Consider the following 17,410-nt stretch of genomic DNA (forward strand, 5'->3'; position numbering starts at 1 on the left):
GCCCTCCCGGTCCGATCATGCCGTCGGATCGGCTGCGTGCGTAAGCCGAACCGCCGCACACCACGGCAGCCACGAGGTGCCGGCCGGTTTCCGGGGGCCTACGGGCACGAAAGCGCACGACCACAGGACCGCGGGCAACCGGCGGAATCGGGCTGCCGCACGGAACAATCCGACTACCTCGTCCGAGGTCCAGCCCTTCCCGGCGAAGAATCGCAGCGGATCGGCCGGGCCGAACCGCCACGGTGAATTCTTCAGCAGATTCTTGTTCGCTCGATTGTTCCGATCGACAATGGATCTGTTGATCACATCCATGATCCACCAGTTGATTTCGGGCCGGGCGAGTGCCGCCGCCAATCCCGAGACCTCGTCTTCGGACAGGTAGTACACCAGCCCTTCCGTCAGTACGAGCGCCTTCTTCACGCCGTCGAGCGACTTATCCAGAAATTCCTCGCGCGCTGCCGGGTCCGCGAGATCCACTGCGACGCGGGTCAGGTCGCAGCGAGGGGTCTCGCCTTCCAGCAGACGATTCTTCTCGGCGATCAAGTCGGGGAGGTCGGCTTCGATCCAGCGGAGGTCAGCGGGCAGGTCGAGACGATACGGCCGCGCATCCAGGCCCGCCGCCAGATTGATGACCAGATCGCAACCCTCGCTGACGGTTTCGGCGATCAGATCATCGATGACCTTGGTTCTGGTGACCAAGGACCAGCGGATCAGCGCGTACCATTTCTCGTTCGCGACAATCGCCTTACCGGTTTCTCCGGCGAGCCGCTCCGCGAGCGGATCGCGAAAGAGCGCATTGGGCCGGGCGGTTTCGATCGCGCGGTGCGCGGCCACCCAGTGGGCGGTGTCCGAAACATGCGAAACAGGGCCAGCGGTCTCAGGCATAATTGCTTTCTCTCTGATCACGAATCAGTTGGGCCACACCGTGCGAATTGGCATCGATGTAGAAGTGGCCACCGGGAAACGACGTCTGCGTGAACGGTCCGGTGGTGTGCGTCCGCCACTCGTTCAGGTCGGCGATGCTGGTGGCGGGATCGCTGTCGCCGACCAGTGCGACGAGCGGCGACTCGACCGCGGCTTCCGGTGCGCACGTGTAGGTTTCGATTGCGCGGTAGTCACTTCTCGTGACCGCGAGAATGATCGACCGGAACTCGGGATCCTCCAGCAGCGCCGTCGGCGTCCCGCCGAAGTCCAGCAGGTGCCGGATCAGTTCCTGATCGCTGTACCGGTGGACACCCTGAAAGCCCTTCCGTGCCGGTGCGATTCGACCCGACACGAACAGCGTGCTCGGCGGCATCGCCCGATCCTGTTCGAGACGACGGCAAGTCTCGAACGCCACCACCGCACCCATACTGTGGCCGAACAGCGAGTAGCCCGCGGTCTGCGGAAGCAGTTCACGAAGTTCCGGCAGCACACCCTCGACAAGGTCGGCGATGTTGTCCAGCAACGGCTCCCGCCTGCGATCCTGACGCCCGGGGTATTGCACGCCGAGCACACGGAATCGCGGCCCCAGCGTTCTGGCCAGCGGTCCGTAGGAAAGGGCCGATCCGCCCGCGTGGGGAAAACAGATCAGAGTGTGGGCGTCAGGCTCCGATGCGGCAGACAACGAACGCAACCAGCCGGCGTTTCCCATGCAACCTCCTAGAGCAGGACGGGGACCGACTGGTGACCATTCGAAACGAAGCTGCCCAGTGGCCGGAGTTCGGCGGGGTCCACCGCCAGTCGCATGTTCGGAAACCGCGCGAACAGTGCCGGTAGTGCGATCCCCGCCTCGAGCCGGGCCAATGGTGCGCCGAGACAGTAGTGAGCTCCGTGCCCGAAGGCGAGGTGCTCCTTGTTTTCCCGGTGCACGTCGAACTCCCCGGCGGTGCCACCGTGAATCCCCGGGTCGCGGCTCGCAGCCCCGTAGGAGGCGAGGATCGGCTCGCCCGCGGCGATCCGGACGCCGGCGATCTCGATCTCCTCGACCGCGTATCGCAGGGGCAGGTGCGTGAACGGCGACTGGTAACGCAGCGATTCCTCGATCACCTCCGACCATGGCACCCGGCCGGCGAGTACTTCGGCCCGTTGTTCCGGGTTGGTCAGCAAAGCGACGATGGCATGGTCGAGCAGATTGACCGTAGTCTCGTGACCGGCGTTGATGATCAGAATCAGGGTGTCGATCAATTCCTTCTGCGACAGCCGGTTGGCGTCCTCGTCGCTGGCCGACAGCAGCGCACTCGTGATGTCGTCACCGGGGTTGGCGCGCCGGTAGAAGATCAACTGCCCCATCAGTCCGACCATTTTGAAGACGCTGGCCCGCATCTCGGCCGACGACAGGGAAGTGTCGAAGAACCTGTCGACGCACGCATGGATCCGGGCATCCAAATGCTCTGGCACGCCGAGCAATTCACCGATGACTCGAATCGGCACCGGGTATGCGTAGGTGGACCGCAAGTCGACGGCCGCACCGGCGGGCATGGCCTCCAGTCGGCTCAGCAGCCCGTCGACGATGGCTTCGATCCTCGGGCGCATCAAGGTGGTTCGACGATTGGTGAACGTCGGCGCCACGAGTTTGCGGAGGCGGCGGTGCTCGGGACCGTAAGCGGTGAACATACTGTCCGCCGCCACCCACGGGTGCAACGGCCACCGCTGATCGATCTCACCGTTCTTGAACGCATTCCAGTGCTGGCGTGGATCTTTGGATACCCGGGGATCGGCGAGCAGCTCTTTCAGCACCGCCGCATCGGTGACCGCCCACGCCGAAACCCCGCCGGGCAGCCCCACCAGCGCGACCGGCCCGCGCCGGCGAATCCGCTCGTTCTCGGCCTGTACATCGGCGCCGGTCGGATCCAGCACGATCGCCTCGGTATTCAAGGACCCTCCCGAGCCTCGGGGCGAACCCCGCACTGCCTCAATCTTTTCCATCAAAGGTGATGCGGGACGACCCGCCTCACCGACACCACTTCAATGGGGATCGTCGTATTACAGCGGGAACTTACCACCGAGTATCAACGGGACTTCAGCCGAACGGGCATCTGTGAGTAACCCCGCACATTGAACAGTCGGCGGCGGGCCGGCTCGCCGTCGAGGCGGATGTCGGGGAAACGTTCGAAGAGGGCGGGCAAAGCATGCAGGACCTCCAGGCGCGACAGGCTCGCGCCGAGGCACGCGTGGATGCCGCTGCCGAAGGACAGGTGTTCCCTGGCATTGGGGCGGGTGATGTCGAAACGGTGCGGGTCAGGGAATTTGACCGGATCGCGATTGGCGCCGGACAGGGAGACGAGCACCGACTTTCCCGGCACGAGGGGAGCGCCGCCATCGAATTGCACGGGTTCCAGGGCGCGACGGGCGGTCATCTGGAACGGCGGGTCGAAGCGCAGCAGCTCCTCGATCGCCAGCGGCCAGCGGTCGGGCTCGGCGCGCAGCAGCTCGAGCTGATCGGGGTGCGACAGCAGGAGCGCGACGCCATTGCCGATCAGGTCCATGGTGGTCTCGAAACCCGCGGCCATCAGCAGGTTGGCGTTGGCCATCAATTCGGCGTCGGTCAGATCGCTCGTGGAGACCAGGACGCTGAAGATATCGTCCCCCGGTTCACGGCGCAGCTTCTCGATGTGGGCGACGAGGTATGCCTGCATCGCCTCGCTCGCGGCCATGGCGCTGCGGTAGGTCCGCCAGGAGACTCCGACATCCATGAGCGGAGCGCCCGTGGACCCCCAGCGCAAGAACTGCTCGCGATCGGCCGCCGGGAAACCCAATATCTCCATGATGACCGCGGCCGGCACCTGCGCGGCGAAATTCGCTATCAGATCCACGGATTCGTGCGCGGCCATCGCGTCGAGCTGCTGTGTGGTGACCTCGCGGACCAGATCGCCCAGGCGCGCGACGGCGCGGGGAGTGAAGGCGGAGGCGACCGGCTTGCGCAGGCGTTCGTGCGCTGGCGGATCCTCCGCGAGCATGGACGGCGATTCGATCGGGCTGGGCGGCAACACGACTCGCTCGGCATAGCGGCGCAACGGCCCGGGCACGCCCGGATCGATCGACCGCCGCACCCCGAATCGCCTGTCGCGCAGAATTTCCCGACACAGCTCATAGTCGTAGACGGCATAACCCACCGGGGTGGCCCGCACCCCGCCCTCACCGCGCAACTCATCGATCAGCGGATACGGATCCGTAGCGCCTTCGTCCCCGCTCATCAGCCGCGCGAACGTATCCCCTCTGCCACGCAGCACGAGAAACGACAGCCGCGGCAACCCGTGCTCCGCGACCCACCTGATCCTGTAACTCGCGTCCATCAAAACCCCTGTGCCGTAAGGAGAACCGCAGGCGGCAATGCCTGGGGATCTCAATATAGGCCGCTGGGACCCACTCGCAAGCCCCGATGATCACCGGCTTTTCAGATTGCGCGGGCCACGGTCTGCCGGAGTGCGAACACCGCCCACAGCGCCAGCCCCACCGCCGCGGCGACAGCACCGATACCGCACACCAGCGCCCAGCCGCCCGCCTGATAGGCCACGCCCGCCGTCACCGAACCCGCGACGCCGCCGAGGAAGTAGGTCACCATGTAGGCGGTGGTCAAGCGGCTGCGCGCGGCCGGGTCCAGGGCGTAGATCGCACTCTGATTGGTCAGGTGCGAGCCCTGGATGCCGAAGTCGAACACCAGCAGCGCGGCGATCAGCGCGATCACGTTGTGCCCACCCCAGGCCACCAGCGCCCAACTCGCCAGCAGGACAAGCCAAGTCAGGGTGGTCACCCGGCGCAGGTGGCCACGGTCGGCCAGGCGGCCCACCACGGGTGCGCCGAGCGCGCCGAGCACCCCGGCCAGGCCGAACAGGCCGATGACGAATTCCGAGTAGTGGTAGGGACTTCCGTGCGATCCGGCCAGCAGGAACGCGATCGCGGTCCAGACCAGCGAGAAGCTCGCCATCACAAGGAATCCCAGCGCCATGCGATGCCGCAGTACCGGATGCCGCCGGATCAGGGTGAGGATCGAGGCCAGCACCTGCCGGTAGCTCTCGCCCGACGCGGCGCGCGGAGTGGCGGGGGCGAGCAGGTAGAGACTGATCGCCATCACCACCTGTAAACCGGCCGCCACCAACAGCACCGACCGCCAGCCGCCCACCTGCGCGACCGCCCCGGCCAGCACCCGGGACAGCAGGATGCCCAGCAGCAGACCGCTCATCACCGTGCCGACCACCTGCCCGCGCCGCTCCGGATGCGCCAGCGCGGAGGCCCACGGGACCACCACCTGCGCCGCCGAGGCCGTCACGCCGGTGGCGACGACGCCCGCGAACAACACGGGGAAGTTGGGCGCGAATGCCGAGATCGTCAGGGCCGCAACGGAAGCCACCAGTAGGGCCGGGACCATGCGGTGGCGGCGCAAGAAGTCACCCAGCGGCACCAGGAAGGCCAGTCCGCACAGGTAGCCGATCTGGGCGGCGCTGACGAGCAGGGCGGCGGTCGCCGTGGAGATACGCAGGTCTCCGGAGACCTCGTGCAGCAGAGGCTGCAAGTAGTAGTTCCCGGCCGCGGACGAACCGGCCGTGATGGCGAAGACGAGCACGGTGGTCCGGCTCAGGGCCGTGCCGACCTCGGGTAATGCGGTGCCGACCTCGGGCCGAGCCTCCCCGGCCCCACGGGTCATCGAAACAGTCACCACCTCATGGTGAGCGCTCGCCGGGATCAACAAAAGCGATACATTTTGATGGCGCTATCTCTACTATCGATGGCACGGGTAGGCTGCCCGACATGGAGTTGCGTCAGATCGAATGCTTCCTGGCCTGCTGCGACCACCGGTCTTTCACCGCCGCCGCCCGCGCCCTGAACCTGGTGCAGTCGGCGGTCTCCACCAGCGTCGCCAAACTCGAACACGAACTCGGCACCCGGCTGTTCGATCGCACACCCCGGACGCTGGAGTTGACCGAGGCGGGCCGCGCCATGATCGCCCCAGCCCGCACCCTGCTGCGTGCCCGCGCCGACATCGTCGACGCCATCGACGCCGCCCGCGGCGAGATCCAGGGCGAAGTGGTCATCGGCAACCTCATGAACGTCCACAATTTCGATCTCGCGGGCAGCATCGCCGAACTGCACCAACGCTTCCCGCGGGTCACCCTGCGCATGCGCCAGAGCATCTCCGGCATGGCGGGCAACCTCGCGGGCCTGCGCGACAACTCCCTCGAACTGGCCCTGCTGGCAGGCCGTACCGACCAGTTCCCTGGTATCACCACCCACCTCATCACCGCCGAAACCCTGGTGCTGTGCACCGCCCCCGGACACCCATTGGCGGGCAAACCCTTCCGAGCCCCGGACCTCCACCACGTCCGGTTCATCGACTACCCACCCGGCTGGGGCATCCGCAGCATCGCCGACGACCTCTTCCCCACCCGCGACCCGGTCATCGAAGTGGCCGACCAATCCTTCGCGGTCGAACTGGCCGCCAAGAACTTCGGCGTAGCGCTGATCCCCCGGTCGGTAGCGCTCCTCTCCCCCGAAGTCCCCTACTCCGACTTCGCCCCCCGCCCCCTCCCCTGGAAACTCTGCATCGGCCACGCCACCGACCGCACCCCCTCCAACGCCGCCCGCACCGTCATCGACGCCCTCACCGCCTGATCACGCGCCGCTGGGCATCGGGGGTATCACCCAACGGGCATAGGTGTTTTCAGGGTTCACGGTGATCACGTCCGCGGCCTTGACCAGATCGGTCAGCGCCGCCTCACTGTCGAAATGATCGGCGGTTGGCACGACCACTGCCTCGGCGGCCAAGCGCGTGACCGTCGCCTTCAACACCGCCAGGGGAGACTTGCCCGAGCGACCGTCGACCACGACCATCTTCGCGAAGTCGTATCCCAATCGCCTTGCCAGACTTCGGATCTGCTCCTCGTCCCAGGCTTGTCCCGCGCCCGAGATATCACTGCGCACGTATCCGACAGCCGTTGGCCTGAACTTCATCGCCCGCTCCTCCTTCCGAAGTTCGTCTCCGATGTCGTATGCCGAACCTAGAAACCCCAGCGATCGTGAACATCGATTTTGCAGCATTTTGCGCGGTAACTTTGGGTGCATGGCTTTGACCTGGTCGTATCCTGAATACACGGTGCATACCTACGACTGAGATCGAGGTTCTGTCATGCCTGTTCAGCTTCTCGGCGGACCGACCCAGAACAGCGGATCACCTAGACTCTGGGTGGACGACGAACGTCAGCTGTACATCGTTCAGGGCTACCGCGTCCCCGGCCACGACAACCAGGTCGAGATCCCCCAGATGCTCCTGCGATGGTTGAGACCCGGAACGTATATCGGTGTGCGGCTTCATGATTCCGGACGGGGGGCGTTCACCGTCACCGGCACACCCGTCGCCGACACGGAGGCACTACGGCAGATGGACATCCCCGCACACGAGACCGCCGTCGAGGCCCCGATCGCCAAGAGTCGCTGGAACTGGTGAAACATGCTCCACCTCACGGCTTCCGAGACCAACGATCTGATCCGCACAGCCCGGCACGACGCGTTCCACCTCGAGGTCTCCGACGATCACTCCGACGTCTCCGACGAGAGCGGACCCATGCACCGGGTGCTGGCCGGACTGCCGCCGTTCGAGGACGGCGACTACCCGCCGACCTGGAGCGCTTGGGAAGACCTCATCAGCGAGGTGACCGGCCGTGGCGTCACCATGCGCCGCGTCCGCGTCGTCACCGAACCATTCACCGACTACGTGCGATTCCTGCATGCCCTCACCGGACGGAACCAGCGCTACGGCGAAGACATCCGCTGGCTGCCACGCCACAGTGTCGACGAAACCGAGTACACCGCCGACGAATGGTGGCTGATCGACGACGCGACCGTCGCGTTCACGCTCTTCGGCAGCAATGGCGACTTCACCGGGGTCGCCGTCACCACCGACCCGGTCATCGTGTCGCGGTGCCGAGAAGTCCGCGACAAACTGTGGGGCATGGCCAGCCCCCATGACACGTACGCACCGGGCGCGTGACGGGAGTCGAGCAAGCACGCCAAGCCTTCGGTGCCCGTCTGCGGCAGATCCGCAAGGGCGCCGGTTTGTCCGGCGTCCAACTGGCCGACCGCGCCGGATGGCATTCCGCGAAGATCTCCCGAATCGAACTCGGCCGCCAGATGCCCAGCGACATCGACCTGGTCGCGTGGTGCCAGATCTGCGACTCACGACTACTGCTCCCCGACCTGCGCGCCGCCCTGTCCAATGTCGAAGCGCTGTGGGCGGAATGGCGTCGCCTGGCGGCCGCCGGGCATTCCCAGGGTCAACGCCGCCTGATCGAGATCGAGGCGCAGGCCCAGACCTTCCGCAACTACGAACCGACGATCATCCCCGGATTGCTGCAAACCGAGGCGTACGCGCGCGCGATCCTCACGACGTGCATCGAGTTCGTCGGCGGCTTGGACGACATCGACCGCGCGGTTTCGGCGCGATTGGATCGGCAGCGGATTCTCCGCCAAGGCAAACGACAGATCTCCATCCTGCTCGCGGAGCAAACCCTCTACTCGCGCGTCGGCGACGACGCGACCATGACAGGCCAGCTCGAACACCTCCTCGAGGTGATGGCACTCCCCCGGTTGAGCATCGGGATCATTCCGCGCGCCGCACCGTTCGTCTACACCACAACGTGTTTCGTACTGTTCGATCGACGGATGGCGATGGTCGAGACCATCTCCGCGGCACTGACCATCACCCAGGCACGCGAACTCGATTTCTACGAGAAGGCCTGGACCACCCTGCACAAGCAAGCCGCCTACGGTGCGCGCGCCCGCGCGTTGATCGAGACGGCATTGCGGTCTTGAGGTTTCAGCCTCAGGAACCAGCGATCGAGGGTGGGCCGGTGACGGTCAGGGGTGGGAGTTCGGCTGTGTAGGGCTCGATTTCGACCAACGAGAGTTGGCCGGTGCAGCCCTGGCTGAGGCGGGAGGTGCCACGGTCGTTGGTGACCGCGTTGGGGTTGCCGTGCCGGCAGAAGGTGGGGTCCGAGGGGTCGGGGTCGTACCAGGCGCCGGTCGACAGCTGTGCGACTCCGGGACGAACGCCGTCGCTGATCACCAGTCCGGCCAGGCAGCTGCCGCGGTCGTTGAAGATGCGGACGATGTCGCCCTCGGCGAGGCCGCGGGCGGCGGCATCGTCCGGGTGCAGGCGGACGGGTTCGCGGCCGGAGATCTTGGTGGATTGGCTGTGCGCGCCGATATCCAGTTGGCTGTGCAGTTTGGTGCGAGGTTGGTTGGCTACCAATTGAATCGGGAAGCGAGCGGCCTTCGGACTGCCCAGCCACTCCTCTGGCTCGAACCACACCGGGTGACCGGGGCAGTCGTCGTAGCCGAAGCCCGCGATGGTCTCGGAGAAGATCTCGATGCGGCCGCTCGGGGTGTGCAGCGGGTGGGCCGCCGGGTCGGCGCGAAAGTCGGCGAAGGCGATGTGCTCTTCGGCTTCGATCGGCAGGTCGAGGGATTCACCGGCCCAGAAAGTGTCGAAGTCCGGCAGCGCGTGGCCCTTGTCGCTCAGCCGCTCGCGCCATTCGTCGTAGAGGTGGCGCAGCCACTCCCCGGCCGTCCGGCCCTCGGTGAATTCCTTTCCGACGCCGAGCCTTTCGGCCAGCTCACCGAACATCCAGTAGTCGTCGCGGGCCTCGCCGTGCGGCCGGGTCAGGGCGGGCATCGGGAACAGGAAGCGGTCACCCTCGCCGGAGCCGTAGTCGTCGCGCTCGATCGTCATGGTCGAGGGCAGCACGATATCCGCGTGCCGCGCGGTGGCCGACCAGAACGGATCGTGCACCACCACGGTGTCCGGGCGGCCGAAGGCGGTGCGCAGGCGGGCCAGATTCTGGTGGTGGTGGAAGGGATTGCCGCCCGCCCAGTAGACCAGCCGGATATTCGGATAGATGCGGTGCTCGCCGTTGTATTCATAGGGCGCACCGGGATTCAGCAACATGTCCGCGATACGCGCGACCGGGATGAAATCGTCGACGCCATTGACGCCCTGCGGCAGCTTCGGCGGCGAGGTGAGGCGCACGGCCAGACCGACATTCGCGGCCGAACCGTAGCCGTGCCCGAATCCCCCACCGGGCAAGCCGATCTGACCGAGCATGGCCGCCAGCACCACGCCGAGCCACAGCGGTTGCTCGCCGTACTGGGCGCGCTGCAGCGACCAGCTCACCGTGACCAGCGTCCGGGTGCCCGCCATCTCCCGGGCCAGCGATCGAATCCGTTCCGCCGCAACACCGGTGATCGGCTCGGCCCATTCCGGATCCTTGACGACACCGTCCTCGTCGCCGCGCAGATAACCTGCGAAACGCTCGTAACCGACGGTGTATCGGTCGAGGAAAGTCTTGTCCGCCAACCCTTCCGCATCCAGTACCTGCGCCAGCGCCAGCATCAGCGCGGTATCGCTACCGGGCCTGGACGCGATCCATTCGGCCTGCGCCTCGCCCGGGATATCGTCGCGCAGCGGACTGACGGTGACGAAGCGGCACCCGTTCTCCCGAGCCGTCCGGATCCAGCCGCGGCCATTGTGCCGCGACACCCCGCCCGGCGAGACCGCCGCGTTCTTCGGCGACAGTCCGCCGAAGGAGACGACCAGCTTCGAATGCTCGGCGAGCACCGACTTCGTGGTGGCACGCGACATGATGGTGCCCATATCGGCGAGGATGTGCGGCAACAGCACGGTCGAGGCGCCCAGGCTGTAGCTGTTGCGGTGCGACACATAGCCACCGAGGCAGTTCAGGAAGCGATGCACCTGACTCTGCGCATGGTGGAACCGTCCGGCGCTGGCCCAGCCGTAGGAGCCGCCGTATACCGCCGAAGGACCGAAATCCCGGTACACCCTGGACAATTCACCGGCCAGCAGATCCAGCGCGGTCTCCCACGACACCGGCACGAACTCGTCCGCGCCGCGCGGAGCGGGCCCGGGACCGTTCTCCAGCCAGCCTTTTCGGACATAGGGTTGCGCGATGCGCGCCGGATGATGTTGCGCGGAGGCGACATTCTCGATCAGCGGCATGGGTTCCGGATCACCGCGCCAGGGCCGCACCGCGGTCAATCGGTCGCCGTCACTGTCCGCCTCGAAAACGCCCCAATGAGTGAGATGCGTGCCCATGTGACCAAGGTACGCGCGCCGGTGACATCATGACCTTGCGGAATCGGTAACCGGGAGTACGCTCATTTCTGAGTCCACTCAGTTTTCCCATCCGGGTTGGAGGTGTCCGATGGCTACGACGGTCCGATCGGCGCACGTCGGCAGGCGACAACGCACCATGCTCGACAAGCAGTCCAGGATCTTCGAGGCCGCCGCGGCACTGTTTGCCGAGTACGGATTCGAAGGGGTTACCACCCAGCAGATCTCCGATCGCGCGGACATCGCCGCGGGCACCCTGTTCCGATATGCGGCCTCCAAGGGCGAACTGCTGCTCATGGTCTACAACGAGGAATTGCGCATCGCACTCGAGGACGGCACGGCCGCGGCCCGGACGCGGACCGAGCCCGCCGAGGCGGTCTTCGCCATGGTGTCGCCGCTGCTGCGGGCCGCGGCGCGACGGCCCGAGAACACCATCGTCTATCAGCGCGAACTGCTGTTCGGCGCGCCGACGGACCGCTACCGCTCCGAGGGCCTGGCGCTGGTGGCCCGACTGGAGACCATGATCGCCGAACGCCTCGTCGCCGAGATGCCCGGCGGTGGAAGCGATTCGGAGCAGTACACCCAACAGGCCCGGATAGCCGGGCGCAGTATCTTCGCCGTGGTGCACCTGGCCCTGGTGCAACCGTCCACCGGGGCGCATCCCGGCCACGACGCCGTAGCGGATCTGCGTGCGCAGATCGATCAGATCATCGCCGGATATCTCACATCCTCAGGGAGGCAACAACAATGAGCATCGACATCCGCAAGGTCACCGTGCTCGGAACCGGTGTGCTCGGTTCCCAGATCGCGTTCCAGACCGCCTTCCGCGGATTCGAGGTGACCGCCTACGACATCAGCGACGAGGCGCTGGCCGCGGCCCGCAAACGCCTCGACAAGCTGGCCGTCGTCTATCGCGAGCAGGTGCCGGGCGGCGGCGACGGCAAGGCCGAGACCACCGCGGCCGGTATCACGCTGACTTCCGACCTCGCACAGGCGGTTTCGGACGCCGACCTGGTGATCGAGGCGGTGCCGGAGGTGCTCACGATCAAGCAGGAGACCTACGAGAAGCTGGGCAAGCTCGCGCCCGAGCGCACCATCTTCGCCACCAACTCCTCCACCCTGTTGCCCAGTGCCATCAAGGATTTCACCGGCCGGCCGGACAAGTTCCTGGCACTGCACTTCGCCAATCAGGTGTGGCACTTCAATACCGCCGAGGTCATGGGCACCTCCGACACCGACCCGGCGGTGTATCAGGCCGTCGTCGACTTCGCGACGGCCATCGGCATGGTGCCGATCGAATTGCACAAGGAGAAGGCCGGATACGTCCTCAACTCGCTGCTGGTGCCGCTGCTGGACGCGGCCATGAACCTGGCCGAGGGCGGGTACGCGAGCCCGGAGGACGTGGACAAGACCTGGTCCATCGGCACCGGCGCACCGGCCGGGCCGTTCCGGATCCTCGACATCATCGGGCTCACCACGCCATACAACATCATGGTCAACGGCGACGAGACCTCGCAGCGCATCGCGCAGTGGCTCAAGACCAACTACATCGATAAGGGCAAGCTCGGGATCGCCACCGGAGAGGGGTTCTACAAGTACTGATTCGACATCCTCGGCAGCGCAAGCACTTCCAACCTTTGGGACAGGAGTTCTTATGTACTACAGCAATGGCAATTACGAAGCCTTCGCCCGTCCGCGCAAGCCGGCGGGGGTGGACGGGAAGACGGCCTGGTTCGTGGGGTCGGGGCTCGCCTCGCTCTCGGGCGCGGCCTTCCTGATTCGTGATGGTCAGCTGCCAGGCAACAAGATCACCATCCTGGAGGAGCTGAAGCTCCCCGGTGGCGCGCTCGACGGCATCAAGGAACCCAAGAAGGGCTTCGTGATTCGCGGTGGCCGCGAGATGGAGAACCACTTCGAGTGTCTGTGGGATCTCTTCCACAGCATTCCCTCGATCGAGGTCGAGGGCAGCGTGCTCGACGAGTTCTACTGGCTCAACAAGGACGACCCGAACTTCTCCCTCGAGCGGGCCACCCTGAATCGGGGCCAGAGCGCCCAGACCAAGGACCTGTTCACGCTGAACGACAAGGCGCAGAAGGACGTAACGAAGATCTTCCTGGCCACCCGGGAGGAGATGGAGGGCAAGCGCATCAACGAGGTGTTCTCGAAGGACTTCTTCGAGAGCAACTTCTGGATGTACTGGCGCACCATGTTCGCCTTCGAGGACTGGCACAGCGCGCTCGAGATGAAGCTCTACCTACACCGGTTCGTGCACCACATCGGCGGGCTACCGGACTTCTCGGCCTTGAAGTTCACCAAGTACAACCAGTACGAGTCGCTGGTGCTGCCGCTGTATCGCTGGCTGCTGGATCAGGGCGTCGTGTTCAAGTTCGATACCACGGTCACCGATGTGGACTTCGACTTGAAGAAGGATCGCAAGCAGGCCACCAGGATTCACTGGGTCTCCGAAGGCGTCGAGGGCGGCGTGGACCTCGGCCCGGACGATCTGCTGCTGATGACCATCGGCTCGCTGACCGAGAACTCCGACGAGGGCGACCACCACACCCCGGCCAAGCTCGACGAGGGCCCCGCACCCGCCTGGGACCTGTGGCGGCGAATCGCGGCCAAGGACAAGGCTTTCGGCAATCCCGACGTCTTCGGCGGCCATATTCCCGAGACCAAGTGGGAGTCGGCCACCGTCACCACGCTGGATCAGCGCATCCCCGAATACATTCAGAAGATCTGCAAGCGGGATCCCTTCAGCGGCAAGGTCGTCACCGGCGGCATCGTCACCGTGAAGGACTCCAGCTGGCTGATGAGCTGGACGGTCAACCGGCAGCCGCATTTCAAGCAGCAGCCCAAGGACCAGATCGTGGTGTGGGTCTACTCGCTGTTCGTCGACAAGCCCGGCGACTACGTGAAGAAGACCATGCAGGAGTGCACGGGCGAGGAGATCACCCAGGAATGGCTGTACCACATGGGCGTTCCCGAGGCGGACATCCCGGAGCTGGCCGCCACCGCCGCCAAGACCGTGCCGGTCATGATGCCGTACGTGACCGCGTTCTTCATGCCCCGCAAGGCCGGTGACCGCCCCCAGGTGGTCCCCGAGGGCGCGGTCAACTTCGCCTTCATCGGCCAGTTCGCCGAAACCAGCCGCGACTGCATCTTCACCACCGAATACTCGGTCCGCACCGGCATGGAAGCGGCCTATCAACTCCTCGACATCGAACGCGGCGTCCCGGAGGTCTTCAACTCCACCTACGACATCCGCGTCCTGCTGACCGCCATGACCCGCCTGCGCGACGGCGACCCGATCGACCTCCCCGGCCCCGAACTGCTGTGGCGCGGCGTGGCGAAGCGACTCGGAAACAATGAGATCGGTGAACTTCTGACCCAATACGGTGTGATCTCCAAGTAGGCAACCAGGACGGCCCGGTCCCCCGTGGACCGGGCCTTCCTCGCGCCGGGCGTCGATTCCGCGCTACTATCGCATAGTCAATTAGTTGACTATGCGAATCGAGGGATCATGCACGCGTTCCGCAAGGCTGTCGAGGCTCGCGACGAGGCGGCGATGGAAGCTCTGCTGGCCGACGACGTGGTGTTCACGAGTCCGGTGGCCCACAAGCCGTATCCGGGCAAGGCGATCACCGCGGCCATTCTGCGCGGGGTCCTGCGGGTGTTCGAAGACTTCCGCTACGTGAAGGAGATCGGCGAGGAGAATGCCTCCGATCACGCCTTGATCTTCGAGACCGTCGTCGCCGGCAAGCAGATCACCGGCTGCGACTTCATCCACCTGAACGCCGAAGGCAAGATCGACGAGTTCATGGTGATGGTGCGTCCGCTGTCCGGGGCGAAGGCCCTGTCGGAGGCGATGGCGGCACAGTTCGAGCAAATTCAGCGTGAGGCCGTCGCGCAAATCGAACGGGAGGCGGCGGGTTCGTGACAGCAGGCGGCGGGCCGGTGAAATGACTCAGACAGGGCCCGCAGCTCCGCCGGTTTCCTGGGATGATCCACCCACAGTCACCGAAAGGCCGAACCGCCATGACCGATGGCACATACACCCGATATGTCGCCGTGGGCGACTCCCAGACCGAGGGTGTCGGCGATGGCGACGACCTGACCGGCCTGCGCGGGTGGGCGGACCGGCTGGCCGAACGACTCGCCGTCACCAATCCCGAACTGCGCTACGCCAATCTGGCGATCCGCGGCAAGCTGGCCCACCAGATCCGCACCGACCAGTTGGACGCGGCGCTCACCATGCGGCCGGACCTGGTCACGGTGCTGGCGGGCATGAACGATCTGCTGCGCCCCAACTTCGACGCCGATGAGATCGCTGGACACGTCGAGGCCATGTTCGCCGCCTTCGCCGCCACCGGCGCGGTGGTGGCGACCCTCACCTTCCCCGATATCGGCAACACCATTCCGCTGGCCCGGCCGATTCGCGGCCGAATCGCCCTGCTCAACGACCGCCTGCGCGCGGCGGCCCGGCGCAACGGGGTGATCGTGGCCGAAACCGGCAACCACAGTGTGGTTTCCGACCCGCGGATGTGGAATCCGGACCGCCTGCACGCCAGCCCGTTGGGCCATCAGCGCATCGCCGACGCCGTGGCCGAGGCGCTGCGCCTGCCCGGCGCCGACGACTCCTGGACCCGCCCGCTGCTGCCCGCACTGCCCGAACAGAACGCGCTGCGCACGATGGCGAACGAATTGCAGTGGGCGGCGGTCGCCTTGGGCCCGTGGGTGATGCGCCGGCTGCGCGGCCTGTCCTCGGGCGACGATCGCGCCGCCAAACGCCCGGAGCCGCTGCCGGTCTGGAACGGCGGAGCTCCCTCGTTCCCGCACTGAAACCGCCTGCACCGGCGGACAATCGACCTGGGCCCAGCGGGGGAAGGTCGGTGCGGATCATGGTCGTCGGCGACGAGATCTTGGCGGCGATCGGCCACACCCCGCTGGTGCGGCTGCACCAGGTGGTGCCGCGCGGTTGCGCGGAGATCCTGGTCAAGGTCGAGGGCCGCAACCCCACCGGCAGCATGAAGGACCGCATGGCACAGGCCATGATTCGAGTGGCCGAACGCGACGGCCGCCTGAAACCCGGTGCGACCGTGGTCGAATGCACCGGCGGCAGCGCCGGCGCGGCACTCGCACTGGTCTGCGCGGCCAAGGGCTACCGGCTGCGGATCGTGGATTCGGTCGAATCGGCGCGACGGCTCGGCCGCGAACCCGGCACCTTCTGGACCGATCACCTGCACAACACCGACAGCATCACCGGCTATCACTCGATGGGGCAGGAGATCTGGGCGCAGTGCGAGGGCCGGGTGGATGCCTTCGTGCAGGCGGTCGGCACGGCCGCGTCACTGCGCGGCGCGGCGTCGCTGCTGCGCTATCACCGGCAACGGCGGCTGCGCGTGGTCGCGGTCGAGCCCGCGGAATCGGCGGTGCTGTCGGGCGGTGAGCCGGGCGCGCACGGCATCGCGGGCATCGGCCTCGGATATCCGCCGCCGCTGTGGGATGCCAGTCTGGTCGACGAGGTGGTGACGGTGTCGACTGCGGACGCCGAGGCGATGGCCCGGCGGCTGGCCCGCGAGGAGAGCCTGTGCGCGGGCATCTCGTCCGGCGCGAATGTGCTGGCCGCCATCCGCATCGGATCCCGGCTGGGACCGGCAGCGCGGGTGGTCACCGTGCTGGCGGATCGCACCGTGCGCGAGCGAACCGCGCCGGTGGGTCAGACGTTGACGCCGTAATCGCGGGCGATACCGGCCAATCCGGAGGCATAGCCTTGGCCGATGGCACGGAATTTCCATTCGTTGCCGTGCCGGTACAGTTCGCCGAACACCATGGCGGTCTCGCTCGAGGCGTCCTCGCTGAGGTCGAAGCGGGTCAGTTCGGTGCCGGTGACGGCGTCGACCACGCGGATATAGGCGTTGCGGACCTGTCCGAAGGCCTGCCGCCGCGTCTCGGCCTCGTAGATCGATACGGGGAAGAAGACATTGGTGATGGTCGGCGGCATGGCCGCCAGATCCACATTGATCACCTCGTCGTCGCCCTCGCCCGCACCGGTGAGGTTGTCACCGGTGTGCTCGATGGTGCCCTCCGGCGAGCGCAGGTTGTTGTAGAACACGAAGTGCCGGTCGGACACGACCCGCTGATTCGGTCCACAGGCCAGCGCGCTGGCATCCAGGTCGAAATCGGCTCCGGTGGTGCTGCGGACATCCCAGCCCAGGGCCACCGCCACCTTCGTCAGATTCGGCGCCTGCTTGGACAGTGAGACATTGCCGCCCTTGGCCAAACTGACACTCATCGCATTGCCTTCCC

18 protein-coding genes are annotated in these 17,410 nt (G+C 66.1%); 10 read left to right on the forward strand and 8 right to left on the reverse strand.

Features of this window, described 5'->3' with window-relative positions; translation table 11 throughout:
• Positions 1-15: 15 nt before the first annotated feature.
• The 5 genes from ACFXHA_RS17910 to ACFXHA_RS17930 form a co-directional block, all read right to left on the reverse strand.
• Positions 16-885 carry a class I SAM-dependent methyltransferase gene (locus ACFXHA_RS17910; RefSeq protein ID WP_379357927.1) on the reverse strand — a complete coding sequence of 290 codons (870 nt, stop codon included), beginning with the start codon at positions 883-885 and terminating at the stop codon, positions 16-18.
• Entirely contained in the window at positions 878-1,633 is a 756-nt protein-coding gene (locus ACFXHA_RS17915) for a thioesterase II family protein (RefSeq protein WP_379357929.1), read from the reverse strand. The genes ACFXHA_RS17910 and ACFXHA_RS17915 overlap by 8 nt, the downstream gene beginning before the upstream one ends.
• Positions 1,634-1,641: 8 nt before the next feature.
• Positions 1,642-2,856: a cytochrome P450 gene (locus tag ACFXHA_RS17920; protein WP_379357931.1), complete on the reverse strand. Its 1,215-nt coding sequence runs from the start codon at positions 2,854-2,856 to the stop codon at positions 1,642-1,644.
• A 134-nt stretch (positions 2,857-2,990) separates the two neighbouring features.
• Positions 2,991-4,175, reverse strand: coding sequence for a cytochrome P450 (locus ACFXHA_RS17925; RefSeq protein WP_379357932.1), 1,185 nt, complete (start codon positions 4,173-4,175; stop codon positions 2,991-2,993).
• Between the two features lie 200 nt (positions 4,176-4,375).
• Positions 4,376-5,623 carry an MFS transporter gene (locus ACFXHA_RS17930; RefSeq protein WP_379358324.1) on the reverse strand — a complete coding sequence of 416 codons (1,248 nt, stop codon included), beginning with the start codon at positions 5,621-5,623 and terminating at the stop codon, positions 4,376-4,378.
• 104 nt (positions 5,624-5,727) lie between these two features.
• Here ACFXHA_RS17930 and ACFXHA_RS17935 point away from each other — a divergent pair, with 104 nt between their 5' ends.
• Positions 5,728-6,588 (forward strand): LysR family transcriptional regulator, encoded by an 861-nt coding sequence (locus ACFXHA_RS17935; RefSeq protein ID WP_379357934.1) that lies wholly within the window; start codon positions 5,728-5,730, stop codon positions 6,586-6,588.
• Here ACFXHA_RS17935 and ACFXHA_RS17940 read toward each other — a convergent pair whose 3' ends face one another.
• A complete protein-coding gene (locus tag ACFXHA_RS17940; RefSeq protein WP_379357936.1) occupies positions 6,589-6,927 on the reverse strand; it encodes a hypothetical protein in 339 nt (112 codons plus the stop codon). It abuts the gene before it with no gap.
• A gap of 232 nt (positions 6,928-7,159) precedes the next feature.
• Between ACFXHA_RS17940 and ACFXHA_RS17945 the strand changes: the two genes are divergently transcribed.
• Genes ACFXHA_RS17945 through ACFXHA_RS17955 form a run of 3 tightly spaced genes read left to right on the forward strand, consistent with a single transcriptional unit; the run spans position 7,160 to position 8,784 of the window.
• Positions 7,160-7,420 carry a hypothetical protein gene (locus ACFXHA_RS17945; RefSeq protein WP_379357938.1) on the forward strand — a complete coding sequence of 87 codons (261 nt, stop codon included), beginning with the start codon at positions 7,160-7,162 and terminating at the stop codon, positions 7,418-7,420.
• A 3-nt stretch (positions 7,421-7,423) separates the two neighbouring features.
• Positions 7,424-7,963, forward strand: coding sequence for a DUF6879 family protein (locus tag ACFXHA_RS17950; protein ID WP_379357939.1), 540 nt, complete (start codon positions 7,424-7,426; stop codon positions 7,961-7,963).
• Positions 7,960-8,784 carry a helix-turn-helix domain-containing protein gene (locus ACFXHA_RS17955; RefSeq protein ID WP_379357941.1) on the forward strand — a complete coding sequence of 275 codons (825 nt, stop codon included), beginning with the start codon at positions 7,960-7,962 and terminating at the stop codon, positions 8,782-8,784. The genes ACFXHA_RS17950 and ACFXHA_RS17955 overlap by 4 nt, the downstream gene beginning before the upstream one ends.
• A gap of 10 nt (positions 8,785-8,794) precedes the next feature.
• Here ACFXHA_RS17955 and ACFXHA_RS17960 read toward each other — a convergent pair whose 3' ends face one another.
• A complete protein-coding gene (locus tag ACFXHA_RS17960; RefSeq protein WP_379357943.1) occupies positions 8,795-11,083 on the reverse strand; it encodes a molybdopterin-dependent oxidoreductase in 2,289 nt (762 codons plus the stop codon).
• A gap of 109 nt (positions 11,084-11,192) precedes the next feature.
• Here ACFXHA_RS17960 and ACFXHA_RS17965 point away from each other — a divergent pair, with 109 nt between their 5' ends.
• From ACFXHA_RS17965 to ACFXHA_RS17990, 6 genes are all read left to right on the forward strand, one after another.
• Complete coding sequence (locus ACFXHA_RS17965; protein WP_379357945.1) at positions 11,193-11,852, forward strand: TetR/AcrR family transcriptional regulator; 660 nt, start codon at positions 11,193-11,195, stop codon at positions 11,850-11,852.
• On the forward strand, positions 11,849-12,703 hold the full coding sequence (locus ACFXHA_RS17970) for a 3-hydroxyacyl-CoA dehydrogenase (protein WP_379357947.1): 855 nt from the start codon (positions 11,849-11,851) through the stop codon (positions 12,701-12,703). The genes ACFXHA_RS17965 and ACFXHA_RS17970 overlap by 4 nt, the downstream gene beginning before the upstream one ends.
• A gap of 52 nt (positions 12,704-12,755) precedes the next feature.
• Positions 12,756-14,516, forward strand: coding sequence for an oleate hydratase (locus tag ACFXHA_RS17975; protein WP_379357949.1), 1,761 nt, complete (start codon positions 12,756-12,758; stop codon positions 14,514-14,516).
• Between the two features lie 108 nt (positions 14,517-14,624).
• Positions 14,625-15,041, forward strand: coding sequence for a nuclear transport factor 2 family protein (locus tag ACFXHA_RS17980; protein ID WP_379358326.1), 417 nt, complete (start codon positions 14,625-14,627; stop codon positions 15,039-15,041).
• 98 nt (positions 15,042-15,139) lie between these two features.
• Positions 15,140-15,943, forward strand: a complete 804-nt coding sequence (locus ACFXHA_RS17985) for an SGNH/GDSL hydrolase family protein (RefSeq protein ID WP_379357951.1) — start codon at positions 15,140-15,142, stop codon at positions 15,941-15,943.
• Positions 15,944-16,002: 59 nt separating this feature from the next.
• A complete protein-coding gene (locus tag ACFXHA_RS17990; RefSeq protein WP_379358328.1) occupies positions 16,003-16,839 on the forward strand; it encodes a PLP-dependent cysteine synthase family protein in 837 nt (278 codons plus the stop codon).
• Here the strand turns inward: ACFXHA_RS17990 and ACFXHA_RS17995 are convergent.
• Positions 16,821-17,396 carry a TerD family protein gene (locus ACFXHA_RS17995; RefSeq protein ID WP_379358330.1) on the reverse strand — a complete coding sequence of 192 codons (576 nt, stop codon included), beginning with the start codon at positions 17,394-17,396 and terminating at the stop codon, positions 16,821-16,823. The genes ACFXHA_RS17990 and ACFXHA_RS17995 overlap by 19 nt on opposite strands.
• Positions 17,397-17,410 lie beyond the last annotated feature (14 nt).

Source organism: Nocardia sp. NPDC059240 (assembly GCF_042753865.1).
Classification (GTDB): Bacteria; Actinomycetota; Actinomycetes; order Mycobacteriales; family Mycobacteriaceae; genus Nocardia.